The following is a 23588-nucleotide window of genomic DNA, read 5'->3' on the forward strand; positions in this document are numbered from 1 at the left end:
GGGCGCGCCTGCCGGCGCCGCGGTCGCAGCCGGTGCGCTACCTGCCGCAGGGGCTGCAGTTGCAGCGCCGCCGCCGGTTGCGGCGCTCACGGCCTTGGCACAGGCCGCCGACACCTTCGCCTTGTTCTTCTCCAGGCATTCGAGCGCGGGGGCGCCGCCGGGCGGCACGCTGGCGCACACCTTGGGATAATCGGCGCGGCACGCACTCTTGACGGCGGAGACCTGCGCGCTGCTCGGCTGTTTTGCCGCGGCGGCCTTCGGCGCGGTGCCGGCCGCCGGCTTGGGCTCGGCGGCGGGTGCAGCTTCCGTCTTCGCCGGTTCAGATTTGGCCGGTTCAGATTTGGCCGGCGCGGCTTCCGTCTTCGGCGCGGCGGCGGGCTCGACCGCGCGAACCGCGCTCGCGCACCCCGACGACAGGCTGGACATGTTCTTCTGCAGGCATTGATACGCCTCCACGCCGCCGGGCGTCACGCTCGCGCAATGCGCCATGAAGTCGGAGCGGCATGCGGAGCGGATGGCGCTCTTCTGCGCCTCGGTGGGCGCCTGCGCGAATGCGCCTGTTGCAGTTGCGAACAGAGTTGCGGCAAGCAACGCGGTGCGCGTTGAGGCATGTTTCAACGTGTTGAACATCTGAGTGAATTCCTGCCCTGTCGGTAACGCCGACGCTTCTTGAAATGTGATGCAAGCGTAATCGTCGCGAGTAACGCCTCGCGCGCGGCATCTTTGGCCGCTTTGGCCACTACCGCAAGTAGATAATGCCGGCGCAATTGCGACGTAACTACGTCGCCGGAGGACGCGCCTCCGTGGTCACAGCCTGACCATGCGCTTGCCGCGGTTCTCGCCCGCGAGCAATCCGATCAGCGCCTGCGGCGTGTTCTGCAATCCGTCGATGATGTCCTCCTGCACCTTCAGCTTGCCGGACTGGACCCAGGCCTGGAGATCGGCGAGCGCGCGCTGGCTGTCCTTCATGTAGTCCATCACGATGAAGCCCTGCATCACGAGCCGCTTCACCACGATCAGGCCGGGCACGCCGCGCGGACCGTGCGCGGAGGGCGCGCCGTCATATTGCGAGATCGCGCCGCAGCAGGCGATGCGGCCGTAATTGTTCATCTGCGGCAGGCAGGCTTCGAGAATGTCGCCGCCGACATTGTCGAAATAGACGTCGATGCCTTTCGGGGCCGCCGCGCGCAGCGCCTTGAATACGGCGCCGTCCTTGTAGTCGACGGCCGCATCGAAGCCGAGCTCGGAGGTCAGCCAGTTGCATTTGTCCGCACCGCCGGCGATGCCGACCACGCGGCATCCCTTAATCTTGGCGATCTGCCCGACGATCGAGCCGACCGAGCCCGCGGCCGCGGAGACCACGACCGTCTCGCCTTCCCTTGGCTTGCCGATCTCCAGCAGGCCGAAATAGGCGGTGAGGCCGGCGATGCCGAACACGCTGAGCAGATGCGTCATCGGCTCGAGCTTCGGCATTTTTGTCAGATGCTTCGCTGGCACTGCGGCATATTCCTGCCAGCCGGTGTCGCCGAACACGATGTCGCCGGCAGCCAACCCCGGTGCCTTCGAGCTGACGACCTCGGCGATGCCGCCGCCGGCCATCACGCTGTTGGCTTCGACCGCGGAACGATAGGTCGCGCCGTGCATCCAGGCGCGGTTGGCGGCGTCGAGCGAGATGTAACGCACGTGCAGCAAGGCCTCGCCGTCCTTCGGCTCCGGCATCGCACCGTCAACCATCTTGAAGTGCTCCGGACCGAGCTTGCCGCTGGGCTTTTCCACCAGAAGAATCTGACGATTGACGCTGCCGCTCATGGTGTTTCCCCTTCGCTTGTTTGACGATTATTGATGCAGCTGCCGCAAAGAAAACGTGCAGGCCGCATTCGTTGTGCGCTGCATGAAGGCTAGATCGCGGGGGGCAGTTTCACAACGGGAACATCCGGCCAACAGCACCACCCGCCAAGCGTGTTGCGCGTTCGTCATATCTGCGACATCATGAAGCGGCCGGTGGTGTGGGGGTCTTCAATGTCGAACAGGTTTACGCAATACATTCTGGCCGCGATGGTGCTGGGCATCGTCATGGGCTCGGCGATCTACAATTTCCTGCCCGATACGCGCGGTGAGTGGGCCTCCGCCATCAACCTGATCGCCATGATGTTCCTGCGCCTGATCAAGATGATCATCGCGCCCCTGGTGTTCGCAACCCTCGTCGGCGGCATCGCGCATATGGGGTCGGGCTCCAAGCTCGGACGCATCTTCGCCAAGACCATGGGATGGTTCATCAGCGCCTCCTTCATCTCGCTGCTGCTCGGTCTGGTGATGGTGAACCTGCTGCAGCCCGGTGCGAACTTCCCGGGCACGCTGCCTGCGGCGGGGCAATCGACCGGCCTTCCGGTGTCGGCCTTTTCGATCGAGAAATTCCTCACTCACCTGATCCCGACCTCGATCGCGGATGCGATGGCGCAGAACGAGATCCTGCAGATCGTGATCTTCGCGGTGTTCTTCTCGGTGGCGATGGGCTCCATGCCCGAACGTTCGAAGCCGATCCTGGCGATGATCGACGATATCGGCCACATCATGCTCAAGGTCACGGGCTACGTGATGCTGTTCGCGCCGCTCGCGGTGTGGGCCGCCATCACCGCGACAGTCGCCAAGAACGGCCTGCTGGTGCTCTGGAAGCTGGTCGTGTTCATGGGCGGCTTCTATCTCTCGCTCGCGATCCTGTGGGGCATCCTGGTGATCGTCGGCTTCATCGTGATCGGGCCGCGCTACAGCCATCTGTTGAAGCTGATCCGCGAGCCGCTGATGATCGCATTCTCGACCGCGAGCTCCGAAGCGGCCTATCCGAAGACGCTGGAGGGGCTCAACCGCTTCGGCGCCTCGTCGCGGATCTCGAGCTTCGTGCTGCCGCTCGGCTATTCCTTCAATCTCGACGGCACGATGATGTACTGCACCTTCGCCAGCATCTTCATCGCGCAGACCTATCACATCGACATGCCGCTCGGCACCCAGCTCGCGATGCTGGCAACGCTGATGATCACCTCGAAGGGCGTCGCCGGCGTGCCGCGCGCCTCCCTCGTGGTGATCGCCTCGACGCTGTCGCAGTTCGGCATCCCCGAGGCGGGCCTGCTGATGATCATGGGCATCGACACCTTCCTCGACATGGGCCGCAGCGCCACCAACGTGATCGGCAACACGCTCGCGACCTCGGTCGTGGCGAAGTGGGAAGGCGAACTCGGGCCCGAGCACGCCATGGGACCGGGCGATGCCGTGCCTGACGACATGGTGCCCGGCGAAGTGCCCGCCATGGCCGGCCATGGTTAGGAGCACATCATGGGCCAGACACTGACAAGGTCAGTGATCGGCGGCTGCCTGTGGCTCGCGGCATCGTTGCTCGCGACCACAGCGTTCGCCCAGACCGGCGGCGAAGGGCTCAGCCCGACGCTGTCGGCCATCAAGAAGGCGCACACCGTGCGGCTCGGCTATCGCGAGAGCTCGCCGCCGTTCTCCTTCATCGACCAGTCAGGCCGCCCGATCGGCTATAGCCTCGAGCTTTGCGAGGCCATCGTCGAGGAGATCGGCGTCGAGGTCGACGATGCCAATCTCAAGATCGACTACGTCAAGGTCACCTCGGACGACCGTATCGATGCCGTGCTCCAGAACAAGATCGACCTGGAATGCGGCTCGACCACGGCCAATGCCGAGCGCGGCAAGCGCGTCGCATTCTCGCCCTTGATGTTCGTCGCCGGCACCAAGCTGATGGTGCCGAAGGCGTCCAGCGTGCAGTCGCTGGCCGATCTCAAGGGCAAGACCATCGTGGTGACGAAGGGCACCACCAACGAGCAGGCGATCCAGGCGGCGGACAAGAAATCCTCGCTGGGGCTGAACATCGCGGTCGGCGCCGATCACGAGCAATCGTTCCAGATGCTCGCCGACGGCAAGGCCGATGCGTTCGCGACCGACGACATCCTGCTTTTCGGCCTGATCGCGCGCCACAAGGCGCAGGACAAGTACCGCGTCACCGGCGACTACCTGTCCTACGACCCCTACGGCATCATGTTCAGGAAAGGCGAGCCGCAATTGTCGGCCGTGGTTGAGCGGACCTTCCGCAAGCTCGGCTCCAACCGCGATCTCGTCCCGCTCTACAACAAATGGTTCACCGCCAGACTTCCAACCGGCGAACGGCTGAGCGTGCCGATCTCGCTGCAATTGGAGGAAGCCTTCAAGGCGATGGACGATTCCGCGAGCGCTAATAATTAGCTCTCCATTCCGTCATCCTGAGGTGCGAACCCGGCGGTGCATAGCACCGTCGGGCGAGCCTCGAAGGATGAACGGCCCCGCTGGTGGCCGTCGCCTTTCGAGGCCTCCGCTGCGCTCCGGCACCTCAGGGTGACGGTCATAGATCAGCGATCACGGTTGTCCGTCCCAAACACCCGGTCCAGCGCCGCGTCATACGTTGCCTGCACCAGCTCCGGATGCAGCTTCGCCAGCGCCTCCATCATCACGCCGGAATTGATCTCGAGCACGCGCCACGCGCCAGCGACGCGAACGACGTCGATCGATGCGAAGGCGATGCCGATGGCGTTCGCGGCGTCGATCGCGAGCTTCACGCAGGCCGCGCGGACATCGCCGTCCTCCAGCAGCACCGGCTTTGCGCCGGCATCGAGATTGTGCCGCCAATCCGCGCCGCGCTGCTTGCTGTAGACGATGCGTGGCACATCATCGAGCAGGATCACGCGCACCTCGTCCTCGATCATGACATAGGGCGAGATCACGAGTCCGGTGCTCATCGCAAAGACCTCGTCGACCGCGTGGTCGAGCTGCGCCTCCGTCGTCACCTTGAACACGGATCGTCCCGATGTCCCCTCGTTAGGCTTCACCACGATGCCTTGCGGATTGTCGTGGAGCGGCACGAGTATCGCTTCACGCCAGCCGGGGCCGACGACGTGCGTACCCAGCTTGGGATTGAGGAAGAGGTGATGGGGAATGCAGGGCACGCCCTCAAGCGTCAGCGCCTCTGATGTCGCCGATTTGTCGTTGGCGAGACGATGCGCAATCGCGCTGTTGAGGCCGATGTCGTAACCGAACGCGAAATGGCGCTTCGCGCCCCGCCGCATCGCGATCAGCCATCCGCCCGAGCGGACATCGACGTCGATGCCATGGCGCGCGCCATAGCGGCGGATGGCCTGGACGAATATCCGTTCATTGCTTGCCATATGCTTCGATCATTCCTGTCGCCAAAAGCCGCAAAAATGCGGGATCGGCACCAAGCCGGGGTGAAAATCAGAGCTATTCTTAATGAAATTCTCGCGAGCGAGACGGAAATTAAGTGCTGCGATTGAGCCTCTCAGGGAAAAGAAATTGCCCTCGGCGCCGTCAGGACAGCAGATCCGTTAAGGCTGCGGCCAATTCCGTCGCAAATGCCGGTTTGATCGGCATCAATTGCATCCGAAACGAGGTTGATTATTGGTCTCAATGGCGTAGATCACACACGCGAAATCCTCCGCCATGACAAATGGTGTTCGCCCCGCAGTCAGGGGCCGGGCAATTCGTTTGTCCTAAAACCGCAATTATTCGGAATATCGAAAATCATGAGCGCGTTTTACCGAGAGAAGGTTCTGTCCGTTCAGCACTGGACCGACACGCTGTTCAGCTTCCGCGCCACGCGCGATTCCGGCTTCCGCTTCCAGAACGGCCAGTTCGCGATGATCGGCCTCGAAGTCGATGGCCGTCCGCTGCTGCGCGCCTACAGCATGGCGAGCGCCAATCACGAGGAAGAGCTCGAGTTCTTCTCGATCAAGGTTCAGGACGGCCCGCTGACCTCGCGCCTCCAGAAGATCAAGGAAGGGGATACCATCCTGGTCGGCCGCAAGGCGACCGGCACGCTGATCACCGACAATCTCATCCCCGGCAAGCGGCTGATGCTGCTCTCGACCGGGACCGGCCTTGCGCCCTTCGCCAGCCTGATCAAGGACCCCGAGGTCTATGACCAGTTCGACAGCATCGTGCTCGTGCATGGCTGCCGTCAGGTCTCCGAGCTCGCCTATGGCGAGAAGCTCGTCGCCAATTTGCGCGAGGACGAGCTGTTCGGCGAGCTGCTCGCGGACAAGCTGATCTACTATCCGACCGTGACCCGCGAGCCCTTCCGCAATCGCGGCCGCATCACCGACCTCATCAGCTCCGAGCAGATCTTCAACGATATCGGGCAGTCGCCCCTCAACATCGAAACCGACCGCATCATGATGTGCGGCAGCCCGGCCATGCTCGAAGAGCTGAAGGTGATGTTCGAAGGCCGCGACTTCATCGAGGGCTCGGGCAACAAGCCCGGCCACTTCGTGATCGAGAAGGCGTTCGTCGAGCGCTGATCGGCGCCAGCACAGCTGTCGTCCCGGGTCTGCGCTTCGCCTGCCCGGAACGGCACTGAATCCGTGGAAGCGCCCGCGCGTACCACGTTTGCCTGCCGCGCGTGGGTTGCACCGGCCCGACCGCCCGTCTCCCACATCCCACTGTTTCTGCTGCAGTGCAGCAGCCGCTTCTCGCGGCGGATTGATTTGTCTCGTCCGAATTCGCTAGCCTGAAACAAGGGCCGCGTCATATCCGTATGACAGGCGCGGGCGTATCGTACCGCCTCATGCCGGCGGAGGATGGGATCGTGGCCGACGACGACAAGACGCAGAATTCGCCCAAACGCCTCGCGCTGGCCGAGGAGGGCGTCATGGAAACCCTGCTGCTGCCATTCTCGCCGCGCTTCATCGTGCTGACGATCTGCGCGGTCGTGACCGCGCTCCTGATCGGCATCGGCATCGTCGACCGCAAGATCTTCGACATCCTGCTGATCCCGATCCTGATCTTCGGCGCCCTGACGCTGCTCGGCGTGCGCGACCTCCTGCAAAAGGGCCATGCGGTTCTGCGCAACTATCCGATCTCGGCGCATATCCGCTTCCTGCTCGAAGAAATCCGCCCGGAGATGCGGCAGTATTTCTTCGAGAGCGAGAAGGACGGCATGCCGTTCTCGCGCGACATCCGTGCGGTGGTCTATCAGCGCGCCAAGATGCAGCTCGACAAGCGTCCGTTCGGCACCCAGGAGGACGTCTACCGCGAGGGCTATGAATGGATGCATCACTCGGTGTCGCCGAAGGCGCATGCCGAGGAGAAGTTTCGCGTGACCATCGGCGGACCGGACTGCGCAAAGCCCTATTCGGCTTCGGTGTTCAACATTTCCGCGATGAGCTTTGGCGCGCTCAGCCCGAATGCGGTGCGGGCGCTGAATGCCGGCGCGAAAAAGGGCGGCTTCGCGCATGACACCGGCGAGGGCGGCTTCAGCCCCTATCACGCCGAGATGGGCGGCGACATCATCTGGGAAATCGGCTCCGGCTATTTCGGCTGCCGTCATCTCGACGGCATGTTCGACCCTGAGGCCTTCGCGCGCGTCGCGAGCCAGGACCAGATCAAGATGGTCGAGCTCAAGATCAGCCAGGGCGCCAAGCCCGGCCATGGCGGCGTACTGCCGGCGGCCAAAGTCTCGGAAGAAATTTCGAAGATCCGCGGCGTCGCCATGGGCGAGGACTGCATCTCGCCGGCGTCGCACCGCGCCTTCTCCACGCCAACAGGCATGATGCAGTTCATCGCGGAAATGCGGAGGCTCTCCGGCGGCAAGCCGGCCGGCTTCAAGCTGTGCATCGGCCATCCCTGGGAGTTCCTGGCGATCTGCAAGGCGATGCTGGAGACCGGCATCTATCCCGACTTCATCGTCGTCGACGGCAATGAAGGCGGCACGGGCGCTGCGCCGCTGGAGTTCATGGATCATCTGGGCATGCCGATGCGCGAGGGCGTCAATTTCGTCCACAACGCGCTGATCGGCATCAATGCGCGCGACCGCATCAAGCTCGGCGCCTCCGGCAAGATCGCCACCGCCTTCGACATGGCGCGGGCGATGGCGATCGGTGCCGACTGGTGCAATTCGGCCCGCGGCTTCATGTTCTCGCTCGGCTGCATCCAGTCGCTGAGCTGTCACACCGACCGCTGCCCGACCGGCGTTGCGACCCAGGACCCGACCCGCGCGCGCGCGCTCTACGTGCCGCTCAAGATCGATCGCGTGCACAATTACCACCATGCGACGCTGCACTCGCTGACCGAGCTGATCGCCGCGGCCGGTCTCGAACATCCCCAGCAGCTGCGCCCGGTCCATTTCAGTCAGCGGACCTCGACGACGAACGTGCAATCCTTCGCGCAGCTCTATCCGGCGCTGCGTCCGGGCGAGCTGCTCGAAGGCACCGAGGACCCGCGGTTTCGCGATGCCTGGCGGATGGCGCGGGCGGACACGTTCCAGCCGGCGCTGTGAGGGAGGGCACCGCATGATACCGCCGCGCCTTGCGGCTCGCGTAAATTTGTCGGGGCGCGGCTGTGTTTTAACGTCTGTGTCAGCTTCGGGTGTAAATTGGCCCCATGGACGAGCGACGGGACAAAGCCAGACATCGCGTGCTGAAGGCCGGAACGATCGAGTTCGGCGGCGGCGCAATCTCCTGCACCGTTCGCAATTTCTCCGACACCGGCGCCGCGCTCGACGTCACCAGCCCCGTCGGCATTCCCGAGCACTTCACCCTGTTCATCCAGGCCGACGGAACCTCGCTGTCCTGCACCGTGGTCTGGCGCAAGGAAAAGCGGATCGGCGTGCGGTTCGGGTGAGGCCCGGCGTTTGGCGCGAGCTTAACCTGTCTCTACCTCGCTCAGCCGGCTCGCCAGAATCTTGTCGATTCTCCGTCCATCGAGATCGACCACCTCGATATGCCAGCCGCCGAGATCGAAGGCGTCGCCGACATTGGGCAGCACGTTGAACTGTTGCAGCACCAGGCCCGCCACCGTGTTGTAACGGTGCGGCGGCAATTCGATGCCGAGCAGCTCGCCGAATTCGTCGACCGGCATCCAGCCGGCGACCAGCAGCGAATCATCCGCGCGTTTGACATAGGCCGGCTCCGGCGGGCCTTCTTCTGAATGGAAGGCGCCGACGATCGATTCAAGGATGTCGGCAGTGGTTACCATGCCTTCGAAGGCGCCGTATTCGTCATAGACGAGACCGACATGAACCGGGGCGGCCTTCAGGATGGCCAGCACGTCGCGGGCATCTGCCGACGCCGGAATGCCGGGTGCCTCGCGCACCAGCGCGCGCAGATCCGGCGTGCGTTCGCTCATGTAGGCGATCAGCAAATCCTTCGCCTGCAACACGCCGATCGGCTTGTCGCGATCGCCGTCGGATACGGGAAAACGCGAATGCGGGCTCTTCACGATGATCTCGTGAATGGCCTCCGGCGTGTCGTTCAGGTCGATTTCGTTGACCTCGGTGCGCGGCGTCATGATTGCGCCGACCGGACGGTCGCCGAGCCGCATCACGCCGGCGATCATCTCCTTTTCGCCGGACTCGAGCACGCCGGCATTCTCGGCCTCGGTGACGAGATGATGGATCTCGTCTTCGGACACCTTGTCCTCGGTCTTGCCGCCCTGGCCGAGCAGCGTGAGGATCAGCTTGCCGGAGAGGTCGAGCAGGAAGACCAGCGGCAGCGAGACCTTCGCAAGCACGTGCATCGCCGGCGCAACCTTGACCGCGATGCTTTCGGGGTCGCGCAGCGCCACCTGTTTCGGCACCAGCTCGCCGACGATCAGGGTGGCGTAGGTGATGAGCGTGACGACGATGCCGACGCCGACGATGTCGGCGATCCCGGGGGCGAGGCCAAGCTCGACCAGCCATTGCGTCAGCCGCTGTCCGAGCGTCGCGCCGGAGAACGCGCCCGAGAGCACACCGACCAGCGTGATGCCGATCTGCACCGTCGAGAGGAATTTTCCGGGATCCGCCGCAAGCGTCAATGCCCGCTCGGCGCCGCGCACGCCCTTGGCGGCAAGCAGCGAGAGACGGGCCGGGCGGGAGGAGACCACGGCCAGCTCGGACATGGACAGCAAGCCGTTGATGACGATCAGGACGACGACGATGACGAGTTCGACGGAGAGCATTGGCCTTCTGGGGTAAGCGAGTGTGGCACGGATGGTCGCACACGCACTGATATAGGTATTTTGCGCAGAAATGCCGGTAATTCTGTCGCATTCCTCCCCGCGAAGGAACCTTGCGGTTAACGGCGTTGCGCAAGGGCCGCGACGAGATGACACTCCGCGGAACTACGGGAAAATCATTGTTTAACGGGCCCTTAGTGGCCGCTCGCTAGGTTTTTGCATTTGCAGAAATGTATTCGGAGACCACGATGCGGATCGGAAAGCTTTTCGCGCTGTCGATGCTGACGGTGACGGTGTTTGCGGTCGTCCTCGGAGCCGAGGTGCTCATACCCCAGACGCGCATCTTCGCGAACCGCTCCGATGCGATCAAGACCGTCGAGGCTTTTGGTGCGACCCTGATGGTCAGCCAGCACGTCGCCGGCCTTCGTGCTCCCTATATCGGACCAATCTTCCAGGAAGGCGTTGCGACGCAGGCCCAGATCGAAGCGGCCGCGAAGGCTGCGAAAGCTGCCGAGGGCGGCTTCGAGGCCGCAAGGCGCACCATCATGGTGCTGGATGACGGCGGCGCAATCAGCGAAAATCTCGACCGCGCCGCACGGCGGCTGAAGGAGATCACCGCCGCGGCAGATCGCGCGATGAGCACTCCCCTGGCCGCACGCGACAGCGCCGCGATCAAGGGCTTTCTGCCCGGTGTGGCCGAAGTCCTCGGCAACATCGAGCCCGTCATGAACCGGCTCGAAGCGAAGGTGATCAATGCCGATTCCTCGCTTGCGGCGCTGCTGAGCCTGGCGCGGACCGCACAGGATCTGCGCGTTGCGGCCGGCAGCCGCGCGGCGACGCTGTCGCCGCCGCTGACGGCGCGCCGCGCGCTGACCGGGGCGGAATCCGCGCTGATGGATCGCATGCAGGGCCGCGTGGAGTCCGACCGCGAGCGCATCGAGGCCGGCATCGACCAGCTCGGAAATCCGCCCCGCATCGCAGCCGCGTTCAAGGCCGCGACGGACTCCTATTTCGGAAACGCAGCGCCAGTGGTCGAGAAAGCGATGCCCGCGGCGCGCAGTGACGGCAACTACACGATCAGCGCCGACGATCTGGCGAAGCTCATCGTGCCGGCCATCCAGATGTTCTACGGCGTCCGCGACGCCGCGCTGGCCGAAGCTGCCGAGCGCGCCGCAGCCGCGCGTGATGGTGCGCTGGCCATGCTGGCGCTTGCGGGCGTCGCGGTGCTGGCGCTGCTCGGCACGCTCGCCGGCGTGACCATGATGCTGCGCAGCCGCGTGGTGACGCCGCTCGCCAGGCTCGCGGACGTGATCGGAGCGCTCGCCGCCGGACAGCATGAAGTCGAGATTCCGGCGACAGGCCGTGATGACGAGATCGGCCAGGTGGCGGGCTCGCTCCGGCACTTCAAGGATTCGCTTCTCGCCAAGAAGGCGGCCGACGAGGCCGCCGCGGTCGAAGCCGAGGCGAAGCTGCGGCGCAGCCAGCGCATGGACCAGATCGCCCGCGACTTCGAAGCCATGATCGGCGACGTCATCAACACCGTCGCGTCGGCCTCTTCGGAGCTCGAGACATCGGCGGGAACGCTGACGAGCACGGCCGAGCAATCGGAACGGGTCACCGCCACGGTCGCAGCCGCGTCCGAACAGGCCTCCACCAACGTGCAGACCGTTGCCGCGGCGGCGGAGGAGATGGCCTCGTCGGTCGACGAGATCAGCCGGCAGGTCCAGGACTCCGCGCGCGTCGCCGGCGAAGCCGTGCAGCAGGCCGGCCGGACCAACGATCATGTCGGGGAGCTCGCCAAGGCCGCCGGCCGGATCGGGGACGTCGTCGAGCTCATCAGCCAGATCGCCGGCCAGACCAACCTTCTGGCGCTGAACGCCACCATCGAGGCGGCGCGTGCCGGCGAAGCCGGCCGCGGCTTCGCGGTGGTTGCCTCCGAGGTCAAGGCGCTGGCCGAGCAGACCGCCAAGGCCACCGGCGAGATCAGCCAGCAGATCTCGGGGATCCAGACGGCGACGGAGGATTCCGTCGGCGCCATCAAGTCGATCGGCGACACCATCACCCGGATGTCCGAGATCGCGTCCGCAATCGCCTCGGCGGTCGAGGAGCAGGGCGCGGCGACGCGCGAGATTTCCCGCAACGTGCAGCAGGCGGCGCGTGGCACGCAGCAGGTCTCCGCCAGCATCGTCGACGTGCAGCACGGCGCGAACCAGACCGGCTCGGCATCCGCCAACGTGCTCGCCGCGGCCAAATCGTTGTCCGGAGAGAGCAGCCGTCTCAAGGTCGAGGTCGGAAAATTCCTGGACGCGATCCGGGCGGCGTAGCGAAGCGGTCGTCTCGAAGGACGAGGCGCGCAGGTCCTCTCGCCAGGCTGCCTGATGGCTTGTTCGCCGCTCAGAACTCGCCGTGGAGCCGCCCGGAGAACACCGACACCGGACCACGATCGGCGTTGTAGGCGGGATTGACGATGAGCTGGTAGTCGGCGGTCAACGTCAGCGCCTTGTTCACCGCGTAGGCGTAATAGGTCTCGAGGATACGCTCCTTGCGATAATTGAGCGCGCCGTCACCGACCAGCACGCCAAGCCCGCCCGCGGCGAGGAAGTCGCGATAGTCCTGCGACAGGCCGTTGATGGCACCGCCGATGCCGACCACGTCATCGGGCCGGCCCCATTTCGTGCCCTTGATGGACAGGCCGCCCGACAGGCTGCGGTTGATGTCGGTGAAGGCCAGCGTTTCGCTCTTGCCGTCGTTCCAGCTCCAGCGGCCGAACAATCCGACATCGTCGGTGATCGCCTGCTCGAGATTGACGACATAGCCGACCTTAAGGCGGCCGTGCCGGGTCTGCGCGATGTCGAGATTGAGCGCGGGATTGTCCAGCGTCTCGCGGAAGCTGCCCATATTGGCGCTGTCGACCCAGCCCATGGTCCTGAGCTTGCCGGGCTGGCCGAACAGCGAGAAGCGCGTCTCGAGCTCGAGCACGTACTGGCCGCGCTCCCCGACCTTGGTGTCGAAGTGATTCGCGTTGGGCTCGGTGACCATCAGGAAATAGCCGCCGCGCAGCGCCCATTGCTTCTGGTTCAATTCGGCGGTGACGCCATAGGTGAGGCCGACCTTGTCGGCGGAATAGTCGAAGGCGCCCGGCGCCCAGATCGACCAGTTCATGAAATCCTTGCGGGTATCCTTGGCATAGGCGTTGCCGTCGAACACGTCGACCACCGCGAACTTGCCGGCCTGCACGGTGAGGCGGGACACGTCGACCTTCTGGCCGAGCTGCAGCTGGCCGCTGGCGAGCTCTTCCTGCTCGCCGCCGAAGCCGAAGGTCTGGCGCACGAACAGGCGCGAGGTGTTGTAATGCGGGTAGGGGAAGTTCGACTTCTGCGCCTCGCCATTCGGGAAGCCCGCCGCGCCGACCGTGTCGTTCAATCCAAATCCCTGCAGCAGCTCGGGATTGTAGTAGACCTCGCCGCCGTCCCACAGCTTCGCATTCAGGAACAGGCTGTTGCTCCACGTCGCCTTGGCCTGCGCCGAGGGCGAGAGCGAGTTCGTTCCGGTGTAACGGGCAGGGAACGACGGATAGCCCTGCGGCAGATAAGTGCTCTGCCCGTGAATCTCCCAGCGATCCGATTCCGTGTCGATGAGGGAGCTTTTCGGGTTGTAGCTCGGCATGCCCGGCCAATCGACCTTGCGGTTGAGGCCGAGCCTGACCTGCTGGAAGTCGAGCGACGCGGAGGTGTATTGAGCCCCGGTGGAGAAGGCGACGTTGGCACTATCGAAGCGGCTGTAGAGATATTCGAGCCGCGCGCTCCAATGCGGCGCGAAGCCGTATTCGATGCCGGCGCCCGCGATCCAGCCGGGCCGCGTGTTCAGGATTTTCGGCACGTCAGCGCCGGAGGCCGGGGTGTCGAAATAGCGCTCGCCCATCCAGGCAAAGCCGCCGGTGGCATAGACCAGCCACGGACCGCTGGTGTAGCCGACGCGGCCGCGCACGCTGGCGGCATAGTCCCATTGCTGCGTGACGGTGTTGGCTTGTGTCGCCAGGAAGGAGACGATCGAATTCGAGGTGATGTAGTTAGGAAACGAAAAATCGCCTTCGACGCCGACGAGCCAGCCGGAGTTGAGCCGGTAATTGTAGCCGGCCTGCACGCCGCCGATCATGCCGCTGAAGACGCCGCTGTCGTTGATCCTCACGCCGTCGTTCAGCGCGAAGCGCGACGAGCCGAGGCTGTAGCCGGCATGCGCGCCGATATAGAGGCCGGTCCAGTCATAGACCGTCTTCGCGGCGCGTGCCTTCAGCGGCAAATCGGCTGCCAAGCCCGTGGCGGGCAGGGCCATCACGCCCGAGGCAATCGCCGCGGCCGTCCGCAAATACCTGTAACGGTGACCTCTCAACGTCAAAACGCACGCCCCCAAACGCGAATGTGTTCCATCCGCCGCAACCGACATCCCTGCCGATTCGCAGCGGCCCTGTCATCAGGTCTCGGGCGTCCCCGCGGTTGCCCGAGATGATCTCGTTTCGACGCGGTTTCGTCCCAAGTTCTTCCCAAGTCCCTGGGCCTGTTGCGAACCTTATTGCGATTAATTCGCAATAGCAACTGACGCGGAATGCCGCATGTGATGGTTCGCACCGCTGTGTGACGCGACTGCAACAAATTCCCGGCCCAAGACGAATGACCCCGCCCGGGGGGACAGCCGGGCGGGGTCGGGGGCACGACACGGGGTGGATGAGGCGCCCGTGTCGGACGCAGGATCCACGTGAGATCGGCCTCAGGTACTCAAATCAGTAGCAAGTACGAACGCTGCCGACGTACTGGCCGAAGGCGTTGTAACGGGGGGTCCAGCCGCAGCGGTGATAGCCGTTGTAATAGGGGTCGTTGCTGGCGGCGATCGCGGAGCCGACGACGGCGGCGGTGGCGATGCCGGCGCCGACACCCCAGACCCAGCCGGGCGGCTTGGCTTGTGCCTGCGAAGTGGTGGACACCATGGTGCCGGTGACGGCGAGGGCGGCGAGGGCTGCGGCGGCAATCTTGGTCTTGATCGACATGTGAAACTCCATCCGGGTTGAGGCGGTCCGTTGTGGCCCGCGTGCCCAGTTGGACGGAGGCTCCCCGCGTCCGGTTCGAAGTCGCAAAAGGCGGCCGCGGAGATCGGCTCTTTCCTGAATGATTACAGCAGGGTGCGGGCTAGCCGAGGGGGCCGTTGGCGAGCCTGTTCACGTCGAAGTTATCGACCTCGGCCAGTAGCTCGCAGAAAGCGCGCGCGCCCTGATCGAGCAGCTGCTCGCCCTTCCCGGCGACAGCCAAAGTCGCGTTGCCGATCGCGCCGCTGGCGTTCAGATCCTGCGCCTGCCAGGCGAATGGCGCGGGCCGCTGCGTCGACAGCCAGCGATATTGTTGCTCCATCGCGATGCTGCTCGCGGGAAAATCCGCGATCGCATCCTTGCGCACCTGGTCCGGATAGCGCGCCAGCATGATCGAGGTCTCGACCGCGCCGCCGTGAATGCCATGGCGTACCTCGTCGGCCGGGAACAATGTGTCCGCGCCCGACAGCCGCGACCACGACGTCGTCACCACGAACAGTTTCTGGTGCGCGCGCAGATCCTGCGCAATCAGCATCATCGCCGCGCTGTTGCCGCCATGGCTGGTGATGATGACGAGCTTCTTCACGCCGCGTCGCGCGACGTCCTCGCCGATCGCGGTCCACCGCTTCAGCGCCACCTCGGTCGGTAGCGTCTGCGTGCCCGGATAGTCGATATGCTCGGTCGAAATCCCGACAGCTTCCACGGGAAGGAACGTCGCCGGAATGGTCTCGGGCAAAAGCTCGCGCACGCGCGCCAGATAGGCGTCCGCGATCAGCACGTCGGTGGTGACAGGCAGATGCGGGCCGTGCTGCTCGGTCGCCGCCAGCGGCAGCACCGCGATCCAGCGCGACACATCCGCAGGCGCCGTATCGGCCCAGTCGATGTCGATCCAGTCGCGGGACGGCGTCATCTGAGGTTTCTTTGCCCGAATTTGTCACGTAATTTGGGGTATGGAGGGGACGCGGGCCTGGCCGGCTCGCGTCCCCTGATGTCTTGCGGTTTTATCGCGTTGGACTGGCATCGGCTACAAGCGATCGACGGAGTGCACCCATGAGCCCCTCTCATCTGCGGCGAGCGTTAACGGCGGGCTTGATGGCCGCTTTCGTCTGCCTTGCGCCGGCGCGGGCCGAGACGCTGGACAAGGTCATGTTCGGCACCAATTGGGTCGCCGAGGCCGAGCATGGCGGTTTCTTCCAGGCGGTCGCCGACGGCACCTACAAGAAATACGGCCTCGACGTCACCATCGTTCCCGGCGGTCCGAACGAGAACAACCGGATGCTGCTGATCGCCGGCAAGATCGACTTCTTCATGGCCGCGAACACGCTGATGTCGTTCGACGCGGTCGCGAATAACGTCCCCGTCGTCACCATCGCTGCGATCTTCCAGAAGGATCCGCAGGTGATGTTGACGCAGCCGGACGCCAAGGTCGCCAAGATCGAGGACTTGAAGCCGCTGACGCTGTTCGTCTCCAAGGAGGGCATGACCAGCTACTTCCAGTGGCTGAAGTCCGAATATGGTTTCAGCGAGAAGAACGTCCGGCCCTACAATTTCAATCCGCAGCCTTTCATCGCCAATCCCAAGAGCGCGATGCAGGGCTACGTCACGTCAGAGCCTTTCGCGGTCGAGAAGGCTGCCGGCTTCAAGCCGAACGTCATCCTGCTCGCTGATTCCGGCTTTAACACCTATTCGACCCTGATCGAGACCCGCCGCGACATCGCCGAAAAGAAGCCTGACCTGGTGCAGCGCTTCGTCGATGCCTCCATGGTCGGCTGGTACAATTACATCTACGGCGACAATTCCGCCGGCAATGCCATGATCAAGAAGCTCAATCCTGAAATGACCGACGATTTGCTGGCTTATTCGGTCGCCAAGATGAAGGAGTACGGCATCGTCGATTCCGGCGATTCGTTGAAAAACGGCATCGGCGCGATGAGCGACGAGCGTTACACCTCCTTCTTCAACAAGATGGTGAAGGCGGGTGTGGTGAAGGCGGATCTCGACTTCCGCAAGTCCTATACGCTGCGCTTCGTCAACAAGGGCGTCGGCGTCGAGCTGCGCCCGAACAAGCCGTAACGGAATGTTGAGGTCAAGCCGAGACGTAGCTGCATCGTTCACCTCTCCCCGTTGGGGAGAGGTGCAGGTTGCGGCTCGCTCCCACCACATCACAGCCAGCGTTCAATGGTAGAGCGCAAAACCTCGTCCGGGGTCGAGGCCAGCCTGACGGCGCTCGCCGTCAGCCTGCGCGGCGTGACGAAGGTCTATGACAACGGCGTCATGGCGCTCGGGCCGCTCGATCTGGCGGTGCGCAAGGGCGATTTCATCTCGCTGCTCGGTCCGTCCGGTTGCGGCAAGTCGACCGCGCTGCGCATCGTCGCGGAGCTCAGTGCGCCGTCATCAGGCATCGTGCGCGTGGCGCGCCACGAGGGCGTCGCGCTGCCGGGGCACGGCATCGGCTTCGTGTTTCAGGAGCCGACCCTGATGCCCTGGTCCAACGTGCGCGAGAACGTGCGGCTGCCCTTGAAGCTCGCCGGCGTGCCAAAGGCCGAAGGGCGCGCACGTGCGGACGATGCGCTGGCGAGCGTCGGCCTTGCCGATTTCGCCGAGGCCTATCCGCGCGAGCTGTCCGGCGGCATGAAGATGCGGGTGTCGCTGGCCCGCGCGCTGGTCACCGACCCTGACATCCTCCTGATGGACGAGCCCTTCGCGGCGCTCGACGAGATCACGCGCTTCCGCCTCAACAACGATCTGCTCGCGCTGTGGCGCAGCCTCGGCAAGACCGTCATCTTCGTCACCCATTCGGTGTTCGAATCCGTCTATCTGTCGCAACGCGTGGTGGTCATGACGGCGCGGCCCGGCCGCATCCAGGCCGATATCCGCATCGAGACGGTCGAGCCGCGCGGCGAGGCGTTCCGCACCTCGGCCGCCTATTCCGATTATTGCCGGCGCGTGTCGGCCGCGCTGGCGCCGTCCTATTCGGGGCAGTCGACGCTATGAACGCGCAAGCTGCCGTCACCGCAAAACCATCCGGCGCGCAGCGCGCATTGCGCTTCGTGCTGCCCGTCGTCGTGTTCGCGGCCGGCCTTCTCGCCTGGGAGCTGGTGGTCCGCATCAGGGAGATCCCGCCTTACGTCCTGCCCGCGCCATCCGTCATTGTCCTGACACTGATCAAGGACTGGGCGGTGCTGTCACAATCGCTCGCGGCCACGCTGCTGACCACGCTTGAAGGCTTTGTGGCCGCCAGCATCGGCGGCATCGCGCTGGCGCTGCTGTTCAACCAGTCGAAATGGGTGGAATATTCGCTGTTCCCCTATGCCATCGTGCTCCAGGTGACGCCGGTGATTGCGATTGCGCCGCTGTTGCTCATCTATCTGGAGCAGCAGACCGCGGTCGTCGTCTGCGCCTTCATCGTCGCCTTTTTTCCGGTGCTGTCGAACACCACGCTGGGGCTGAATTCGGTCGATCGCAATCTCGCCGGGCTGTTCCAGCTCTATGGCGCATCAAAGCCGCAAACCCTGCGCTTTCTGAAGCTGCCGGCGGCGCTGCCCTATATCCTCGGCGGCCTTCGCATCGCCGGCGGCCTGTCGCTGATCGGTGCGGTGGTGGCCGAGATTGCGGCCGGAACGGCCGGGGCCGGCTCCGGGCTCGCCTACAGGATCGCCGAGTCAGGCTACCGCTTGAACATACCCCGCATGTTCGCAGCGCTGCTGCTGCTATCGCTGGCCGGGATTGTCATCTATGGGGTGCTGGCGCTAATTTCCCACCTCGTTTTACGGCGCTGGCATGAGAGCGCGCTTGGAAAGGAAAACTGATGTCTACCGGTTCGATTTCGTCCGACAAGATCGACCTTCTGATCTATGGGCCGGCGCGGCCGATCCTCGAAAACGGGTTTTCCGATCATTTCGTCGTGCACAAGGCCGAGACGCGAGGTGACCTCGAGCGGCTGACCCCCGCGATCCGCGAAAAGATCCGCGGCGTGGCTGTGACGGATCACACCGCCCGCGTCGACAAGGATTCATTGTCGCAATTGCCCAAGCTCGAGCTCGTGTCGAGCTTCGGCGTCGGCTATGACCACGTCGATGCCAAATACGCGGCCGAGCGCAACATCATCGTCACCAACACGCCTGATGTGCTGACCGAGGAGGTCGCCGACGTCGCGATGGGCCTTCTGATCTGCACCTTGCGCGAATTCATCAAGGCCGATCGTTATGTGCGTTCCGGTCTCTGGCAGACCCAGAACTACCCGCTGAGCGTCGGCTCGTTGCGCGACCGTAAGGTCGGCATCGTCGGCATGGGCCGGATCGGCCAGGCGATCGCGCGGCGGCTCGATGCCTCGCTGGTGCCTGTCGTCTATCATTCGCGCAACCCGTCCAAGGACGTCTCCTACAAGCATTATCCTGATCTGATCGAGATGGCGAAGGCGGTGGACACCCTGATGGTGATCGTGCCCGGCGGCGCCAGCACGAACAAGATGGTCAATGCCGAGGTGCTCAAGGCGCTTGGGCCCCGCGGCGTGCTGGTCAACGTCGCGCGCGGCTCGGTGGTCGACGAGCAGGCGCTGGTGCAGGCGCTGAAATCAGGCACGATCCTTGCCGCCGGCCTCGACGTGTTCGCGGCCGAACCGAACGTGCCGGACGAGCTCAAGACCATGCAGAACGTCGTGCTGCTGCCGCATGTCGGTTCGGCCTCGGTGGTGACGCGCAACGCGATGAACCAGCTCGTCATCGACAATCTCAAGTCATGGTTCTCAGGCAAGGCGCCGCTGACGCCGGTTGCGGAAACGCCGTTCAAGGGGCGCTGATGAGAGCTCTTCGGGTCGTTGCATTCGCCGTCGCGGCCTGTTTGGCCGCGATCGGCGCCGTCGCGGCCTGCCTGGCCGCGATCGGCATCGCGCATGCGCAGGATGCGACGACCCTGAAGAAGGACATGCCCGGGCAGTGGGAGCTCTCCACGACCGAGCGCAGCAAGACCTGCGTCGTCACGCTGAAGGCCGATGCCGCGGCGCAGGGCTACAAACTGGAGTTGGAGCCTGCCTGCAAGACCGCGCTGCCCTTCACCAAGGCCATCGTCGCCTGGAGCGTCAGGGGTCTCGACATCGTCCGCTTGCAGGACGCGACCGGTGAATCCGTGATCGACTTCACCGAGGTCGAGGCCGGCATCTTCGAGGGCCTGAGGCAGGGCGAAGGCGTCTATATCCTGCAGGACCTCGCCGCCGCGCGGTCGATGGCCAAGTCGATGGACCAGATGATCGGCGACTGGTCGATGGTGCGCGGCAACGGCCAGCCGGTGTGCGGGCTGACGCTGACCAATACGGAAGCCGGCCAGGACAATTTCCAGGTCTTCCTCAAGCCGAAATGCGACGCGGCGATCGCGCAGTTCAACCCGACGCAATGGCGGCTTGAACGCGGCCAGATCATCCTGATGTCGAAATCCGGCGATGTCTGGCAGTTCGAGGCCGACGACAACGCGCAGTGGCGGCGCGTTCCCGATGCCGCCGATCCCTTGATCATGCTGCGTCAGTAGGCGCCGCCGCGATGACGCGGTGAACGTTTTCAGGTCGTCGTCTTGGGCGGCGGCGCGGTGCCTTGCGCCCACTTCTCCATCTTGCCGAGCACGCCCCAGGCCGTGAGCGCCAGCGAGATCGGCATGGCGAACTGGCCGAGCCCCGGCACCGCCGACACGATGGTCCCGAGCAGTCCGGCGAGGCCTCCCGCATTGGGGCTCGCCGTCACCGAGGACAGCAGCGCGGTGAGCACCGAGCTGCCGAGCCCGAGCGCGGTCTTCTTGCCGTCGAGGAGCTTGCCGATGGTGTCGCCGAGCGCGCCGTTGACCTGGCCGAGCACGGGCTTGCCGTCGTTGTTCAACAGCGCGCTGACCAGGCCGATCACCTGCTTCAGCTGGTCGACGGGCGCGGTGTTGGGCGCGCTGGGCGTGGTCGTTCCGGGGCCGGCGCTGGTCTTGTTGACGACCGCAAGCAGCCGCTCGATCATGTTGATCGGGTCGCTTGCTGCGGGCGTCGCGTTGTTCGGCGATGGCGATATCCTCGATCCGGGTTGAAGCAGCGTCACGAGATCCTCCAGGCGTTTCAGAATGGGAGAGAAGTCCGCCGCAGGCGGCGTCACCGGTCCTGGCTGCTGCGCCGCGCGCGTGATGGCGGCGATCGTCACGCTGTCCAGCGCTCCGGATTGGGTGATGCCGTGCTGCTGCTGAAACTGCGCCACCGCCGCCTTGGTCAGCGGTCCGACGATGCCGTCCTCGTCCAGCGGAGGATTGGCGCCGAGCTTGTTGAGGGCCTGCTGCATCAGCAGTGCGATCGGCGCCGTCTGCTCCTCGGGGTCGAGATGGCTCAGCATCGCGGTCCCGTCGAAAGTGATCGAGGAATCCTGATCCATCATCGCCTTGAGGATCACCGCCGTGCCCAGTTGCCGGTCGACCTCGCCGGAATCGAACGATCCGTCGCTGGTGAATTTTCCGCCCTTCTGCTCGGGCGGGCCGTAGATGCTGGATCCTGACCAGAGATAGGGCGAGTTCACGCCGCGGCCGCGATAACCGAAGCCGTTATACTTCTCCAGCCGGAACAGCGTCTTTGCGATGCCCCAGTCGCGGGCGCCGACGAATCCTTCGAGCCTGAGCGCATCGACGGCGCCGTCGGCGAACGAGGCGAACGGACCACGCCCCTGCGGGACGATGGTCGTGACCCTGTTGAGCGCCTGGCCGTTGCCGAGATAGGTGTTGAAGTTGAAGCTGGATTCGCGTGAGTGAAGCAGTGCGACGAACCACCAGGGCACATCGGTCTTGTCTTCGATCTGCTTGTAGATGCCCTTGTTCTTGATCGCCTTCTGCGCCGTCTCGCCGGCGACGTCCGCGCGCGAGGGCCGGATCTTCATGTTGGACCAGTTTCGTTCGTATTCGTCCTTGATGTTTTCGAATGACACCTTCATTGCCAGCTCCCGCGAAATGATCAGTTGCCAGTTGTTCGTACAGGTCAGAGTGACCCAGGCGCCGTGAGCGCGGCGTGACTCCAGCGTGATCTGCGTGAAATGTTGCAGGGCGCCGGCGCGTCCGGAACCGGCGAGGTCATCCGCCCGTTAGCCAGACGTACGTCCGGCAAGGAGTTCCACATGGCCAAACGCGTCCTTGCGATCGGCATCGAACCCGGCAGTGCCGATGACAGCGCATTCCCGCAGTTCACGCCGGAGCTTGTGCGCTCCTATATCGAGGCGCAGCTGTCGCGCCTGTGCGATGCCGGCTACGAGGTCACGAGCTGCCTGATCGACCTCGACCTGACCGCGGAAGCCGCCGTCGCGGCCGCGCTGCGCGAGGAGCGCTTCGATTGTGTCGTGATCGGCGCCGGCCTGCGTGAGCCGAAGCAGCGCCTGTTGCTGTTCGAGAAAGTGCTCAACCTTGTCCATCGCCTGGCGCCGGATGCCGCGATCTGCTTCAACACCACGCCGGCCGATACCGTCGAAGCGGTGCAGCGCTGGATCGAACCGTAACCGGGCAAGTGCCGCAGTCGGCTCGGCGGTGTCGCCGTGTCCTTTTTTCGTGGCCTGCCCGTCCTGTTGCATGATACCAATCCTGCAACCTGACCTGGAAAGCGCTTCGGACCCCCGATGTTCAGAGCTGTCGTCATCATCGTTCTCGCCTTTGCCCTGTCCGGCTGCGATGTCGTGGCCACGTTGAGGGATTTCATGCAGCAGGCCCGGGCCGTCGAGAGCGATCTCGAGCAGGCGACCGGCGTGAAGCCGCATGTCGGCTTCGACTGGAACAATGGACGCCTGACGGCAGTGACGGTGCTGTTTCCGAGCCTCTATCAAACCAAGCCGCTGGGCGACCTCGCCGGTCTCGTGCGTGCCGCGGTGACCAGGGAATTCAAGCAGACGCCGGACGCGATCGTGCTCTCCTTTGCGCTGGGCAAAGGTCCCTCGACCTGAGGCGCGCACATAGGCTGTCACGACAAGCCGGCCGCCTGGCGCAACAGGCGAGGGTGCGCGTGACAATGGGTCTGGTCCGGGATCGTCCCGAACGTTATGACTGCAAGCGTCAACCGGGAGGATTCGGGATGTTTCGAGCTGTTGGAATGGCGGTGTGTCTGACCGTCGCGATGGCGGTGCCGGCCCATGAGGCGGCGGCCCAGGATGCCGTGGGCGGTGCGATCATCGGCGGTGTCGGCGGAGCCATCCTTGGCGGTGCGCTCGGCGGCGGCCGCGGCGCCGCGATCGGAGCCGTCGTCGGTGCGGGCACGGGCGCCGCGATCGCCTCGGAAGGCGAGCGCCGCCGCTCCGGCTATTACGCCTATCAGCGCGGCTGCTACATGCAGCGCCCCGACGGATATTACGTCCGGGTCGATTCCCGCTATTGCTATTGATCGACCGGCCGTCAACGATCACGGGATCGACCGCGGCTGGCGGCAGCTTTGACGGGCAGGGGTGAGGCTATGCGGGCCGCCATCCCGGGGTGGTGGATCGCATGAGTTTCCGATCTCGCATGTGCCGGTGGCTGCTCGCCGCGATCGCGGCCG

Annotated in this window: 22 protein-coding genes; 14 read left to right on the top strand and 8 right to left on the bottom strand. The window is 64.5% G+C overall.

The annotated features are described in order from the left end of the window. Positions 1-630: cysteine rich repeat-containing protein (locus tag PMI42_RS08480; protein WP_008132580.1), on the bottom strand; the 630-nt coding region annotated here is incomplete at its 3' end. Between the two features lie 177 nt (positions 631-807). Continuing rightward, positions 808-1809, bottom strand: coding sequence for an NADP-dependent oxidoreductase (locus tag PMI42_RS08485; protein ID WP_008132581.1), 1002 nt, complete (start codon positions 1807-1809; stop codon positions 808-810). 210 nt (positions 1810-2019) lie between these two features. Between PMI42_RS08485 and PMI42_RS08490 the strand changes: the two genes are divergently transcribed. After that, positions 2020-3318, top strand: a complete 1299-nt coding sequence (locus PMI42_RS08490; RefSeq protein ID WP_008132582.1) for a dicarboxylate/amino acid:cation symporter — start codon at positions 2020-2022, stop codon at positions 3316-3318. Between the two features lie 9 nt (positions 3319-3327). After that, positions 3328-4254 carry an amino acid ABC transporter substrate-binding protein gene (locus tag PMI42_RS08495; RefSeq protein WP_008132587.1) on the top strand — a complete coding sequence of 309 codons (927 nt, stop codon included), beginning with the start codon at positions 3328-3330 and terminating at the stop codon, positions 4252-4254. 143 nt (positions 4255-4397) lie between these two features. Here PMI42_RS08495 and PMI42_RS08500 read toward each other — a convergent pair whose 3' ends face one another. Then, positions 4398-5210, bottom strand: coding sequence for an ATP-grasp domain-containing protein (locus PMI42_RS08500; RefSeq protein WP_008132589.1), 813 nt, complete (start codon positions 5208-5210; stop codon positions 4398-4400). A 375-nt stretch (positions 5211-5585) separates the two neighbouring features. On the opposite strand from PMI42_RS08500, the gene PMI42_RS08505 reads away from it, so the two are divergent. From PMI42_RS08505 to PMI42_RS08515, 3 genes are all read left to right on the top strand, one after another. Next, positions 5586-6359, top strand: coding sequence for a ferredoxin--NADP reductase (locus PMI42_RS08505; RefSeq protein WP_008132591.1), 774 nt, complete (start codon positions 5586-5588; stop codon positions 6357-6359). Between the two features lie 287 nt (positions 6360-6646). After that, positions 6647-8335 (top strand): FMN-binding glutamate synthase family protein, encoded by a 1689-nt coding sequence (locus PMI42_RS08510; protein ID WP_008132592.1) that lies wholly within the window; start codon positions 6647-6649, stop codon positions 8333-8335. Between the two features lie 104 nt (positions 8336-8439). After that, the gene (locus tag PMI42_RS08515; RefSeq protein WP_008132593.1) at positions 8440-8679 is read left to right on the top strand and encodes a PilZ domain-containing protein; all 240 of its coding nucleotides are present in this window, start codon (positions 8440-8442) and stop codon (positions 8677-8679) included. 21 nt (positions 8680-8700) lie between these two features. Here PMI42_RS08515 and PMI42_RS08520 read toward each other — a convergent pair whose 3' ends face one another. Further along, positions 8701-9996 carry a hemolysin family protein gene (locus PMI42_RS08520; protein ID WP_008132595.1) on the bottom strand — a complete coding sequence of 432 codons (1296 nt, stop codon included), beginning with the start codon at positions 9994-9996 and terminating at the stop codon, positions 8701-8703. Between the two features lie 245 nt (positions 9997-10241). Here PMI42_RS08520 and PMI42_RS08525 point away from each other — a divergent pair, with 245 nt between their 5' ends. Then, positions 10242-12317 (top strand): methyl-accepting chemotaxis protein, encoded by a 2076-nt coding sequence (locus PMI42_RS08525; RefSeq protein WP_008132596.1) that lies wholly within the window; start codon positions 10242-10244, stop codon positions 12315-12317. 70 nt (positions 12318-12387) lie between these two features. Here the strand turns inward: PMI42_RS08525 and PMI42_RS08530 are convergent, their stop codons facing one another. From PMI42_RS08530 to PMI42_RS08540, 3 genes are all read right to left on the bottom strand, one after another. Then, positions 12388-14325: a carbohydrate porin gene (locus PMI42_RS08530; RefSeq protein WP_008132597.1), complete on the bottom strand. Its 1938-nt coding sequence runs from the start codon at positions 14323-14325 to the stop codon at positions 12388-12390. A gap of 445 nt (positions 14326-14770) precedes the next feature. Continuing rightward, positions 14771-15034, bottom strand: coding sequence for a hypothetical protein (locus PMI42_RS08535; RefSeq protein WP_008132598.1), 264 nt, complete (start codon positions 15032-15034; stop codon positions 14771-14773). Positions 15035-15173: 139 nt separating this feature from the next. Continuing rightward, positions 15174-15980: a creatininase family protein gene (locus PMI42_RS08540; protein WP_008132599.1), complete on the bottom strand. Its 807-nt coding sequence runs from the start codon at positions 15978-15980 to the stop codon at positions 15174-15176. Between the two features lie 140 nt (positions 15981-16120). On the opposite strand from PMI42_RS08540, the gene PMI42_RS08545 reads away from it, so the two are divergent. The 5 genes from PMI42_RS08545 (at position 16121) to PMI42_RS08565 (ending at position 20590) form a co-directional block, all read left to right on the top strand. Continuing rightward, positions 16121-17143, top strand: coding sequence for an ABC transporter substrate-binding protein (locus PMI42_RS08545; protein ID WP_008132600.1), 1023 nt, complete (start codon positions 16121-16123; stop codon positions 17141-17143). Between the two features lie 105 nt (positions 17144-17248). Continuing rightward, positions 17249-18064, top strand: coding sequence for an ABC transporter ATP-binding protein (locus PMI42_RS08550; protein WP_008132601.1), 816 nt, complete (start codon positions 17249-17251; stop codon positions 18062-18064). Beyond that, a complete protein-coding gene (locus PMI42_RS08555; protein ID WP_008132602.1) occupies positions 18061-18879 on the top strand; it encodes an ABC transporter permease in 819 nt (272 codons plus the stop codon). The genes PMI42_RS08550 and PMI42_RS08555 overlap by 4 nt, the downstream gene beginning before the upstream one ends. Continuing rightward, the gene (locus tag PMI42_RS08560; RefSeq protein WP_008132603.1) at positions 18879-19868 is read left to right on the top strand and encodes a 2-hydroxyacid dehydrogenase; all 990 of its coding nucleotides are present in this window, start codon (positions 18879-18881) and stop codon (positions 19866-19868) included. The genes PMI42_RS08555 and PMI42_RS08560 overlap by 1 nt, the downstream gene beginning before the upstream one ends. Then, entirely contained in the window at positions 19868-20590 is a 723-nt protein-coding gene (locus PMI42_RS08565) for a protease inhibitor Inh/omp19 family protein (protein WP_008132604.1), read from the top strand. Before PMI42_RS08560 ends, PMI42_RS08565 begins: the two co-directional genes overlap by 1 nt. A gap of 29 nt (positions 20591-20619) precedes the next feature. Here the strand turns inward: PMI42_RS08565 and PMI42_RS08570 are convergent, their stop codons facing one another. Beyond that, on the bottom strand, positions 20620-22008 hold the full coding sequence (locus PMI42_RS08570; protein ID WP_008132605.1) for a peptidoglycan-binding protein: 1389 nt from the start codon (positions 22006-22008) through the stop codon (positions 20620-20622). A 180-nt stretch (positions 22009-22188) separates the two neighbouring features. Between PMI42_RS08570 and PMI42_RS08575 the strand changes: the two genes are divergently transcribed. The 3 genes from PMI42_RS08575 (at position 22189) to PMI42_RS08585 (ending at position 23435) form a co-directional block, all read left to right on the top strand. After that, a complete protein-coding gene (locus PMI42_RS08575; protein WP_008132606.1) occupies positions 22189-22563 on the top strand; it encodes a hypothetical protein in 375 nt (124 codons plus the stop codon). Between the two features lie 117 nt (positions 22564-22680). Then, positions 22681-23001, top strand: coding sequence for a hypothetical protein (locus PMI42_RS08580; RefSeq protein WP_008132607.1), 321 nt, complete (start codon positions 22681-22683; stop codon positions 22999-23001). A 128-nt stretch (positions 23002-23129) separates the two neighbouring features. Beyond that, on the top strand, positions 23130-23435 hold the full coding sequence (locus PMI42_RS08585; protein ID WP_008132608.1) for a YMGG-like glycine zipper-containing protein: 306 nt from the start codon (positions 23130-23132) through the stop codon (positions 23433-23435). Positions 23436-23588: the final 153 nt, after the last annotated feature.

Origin of the sequence: Bradyrhizobium sp. YR681, assembly GCF_000282615.1 — a bacterium.
In the GTDB taxonomy this organism is placed as follows: domain Bacteria; phylum Pseudomonadota; class Alphaproteobacteria; order Rhizobiales; family Xanthobacteraceae; genus Bradyrhizobium.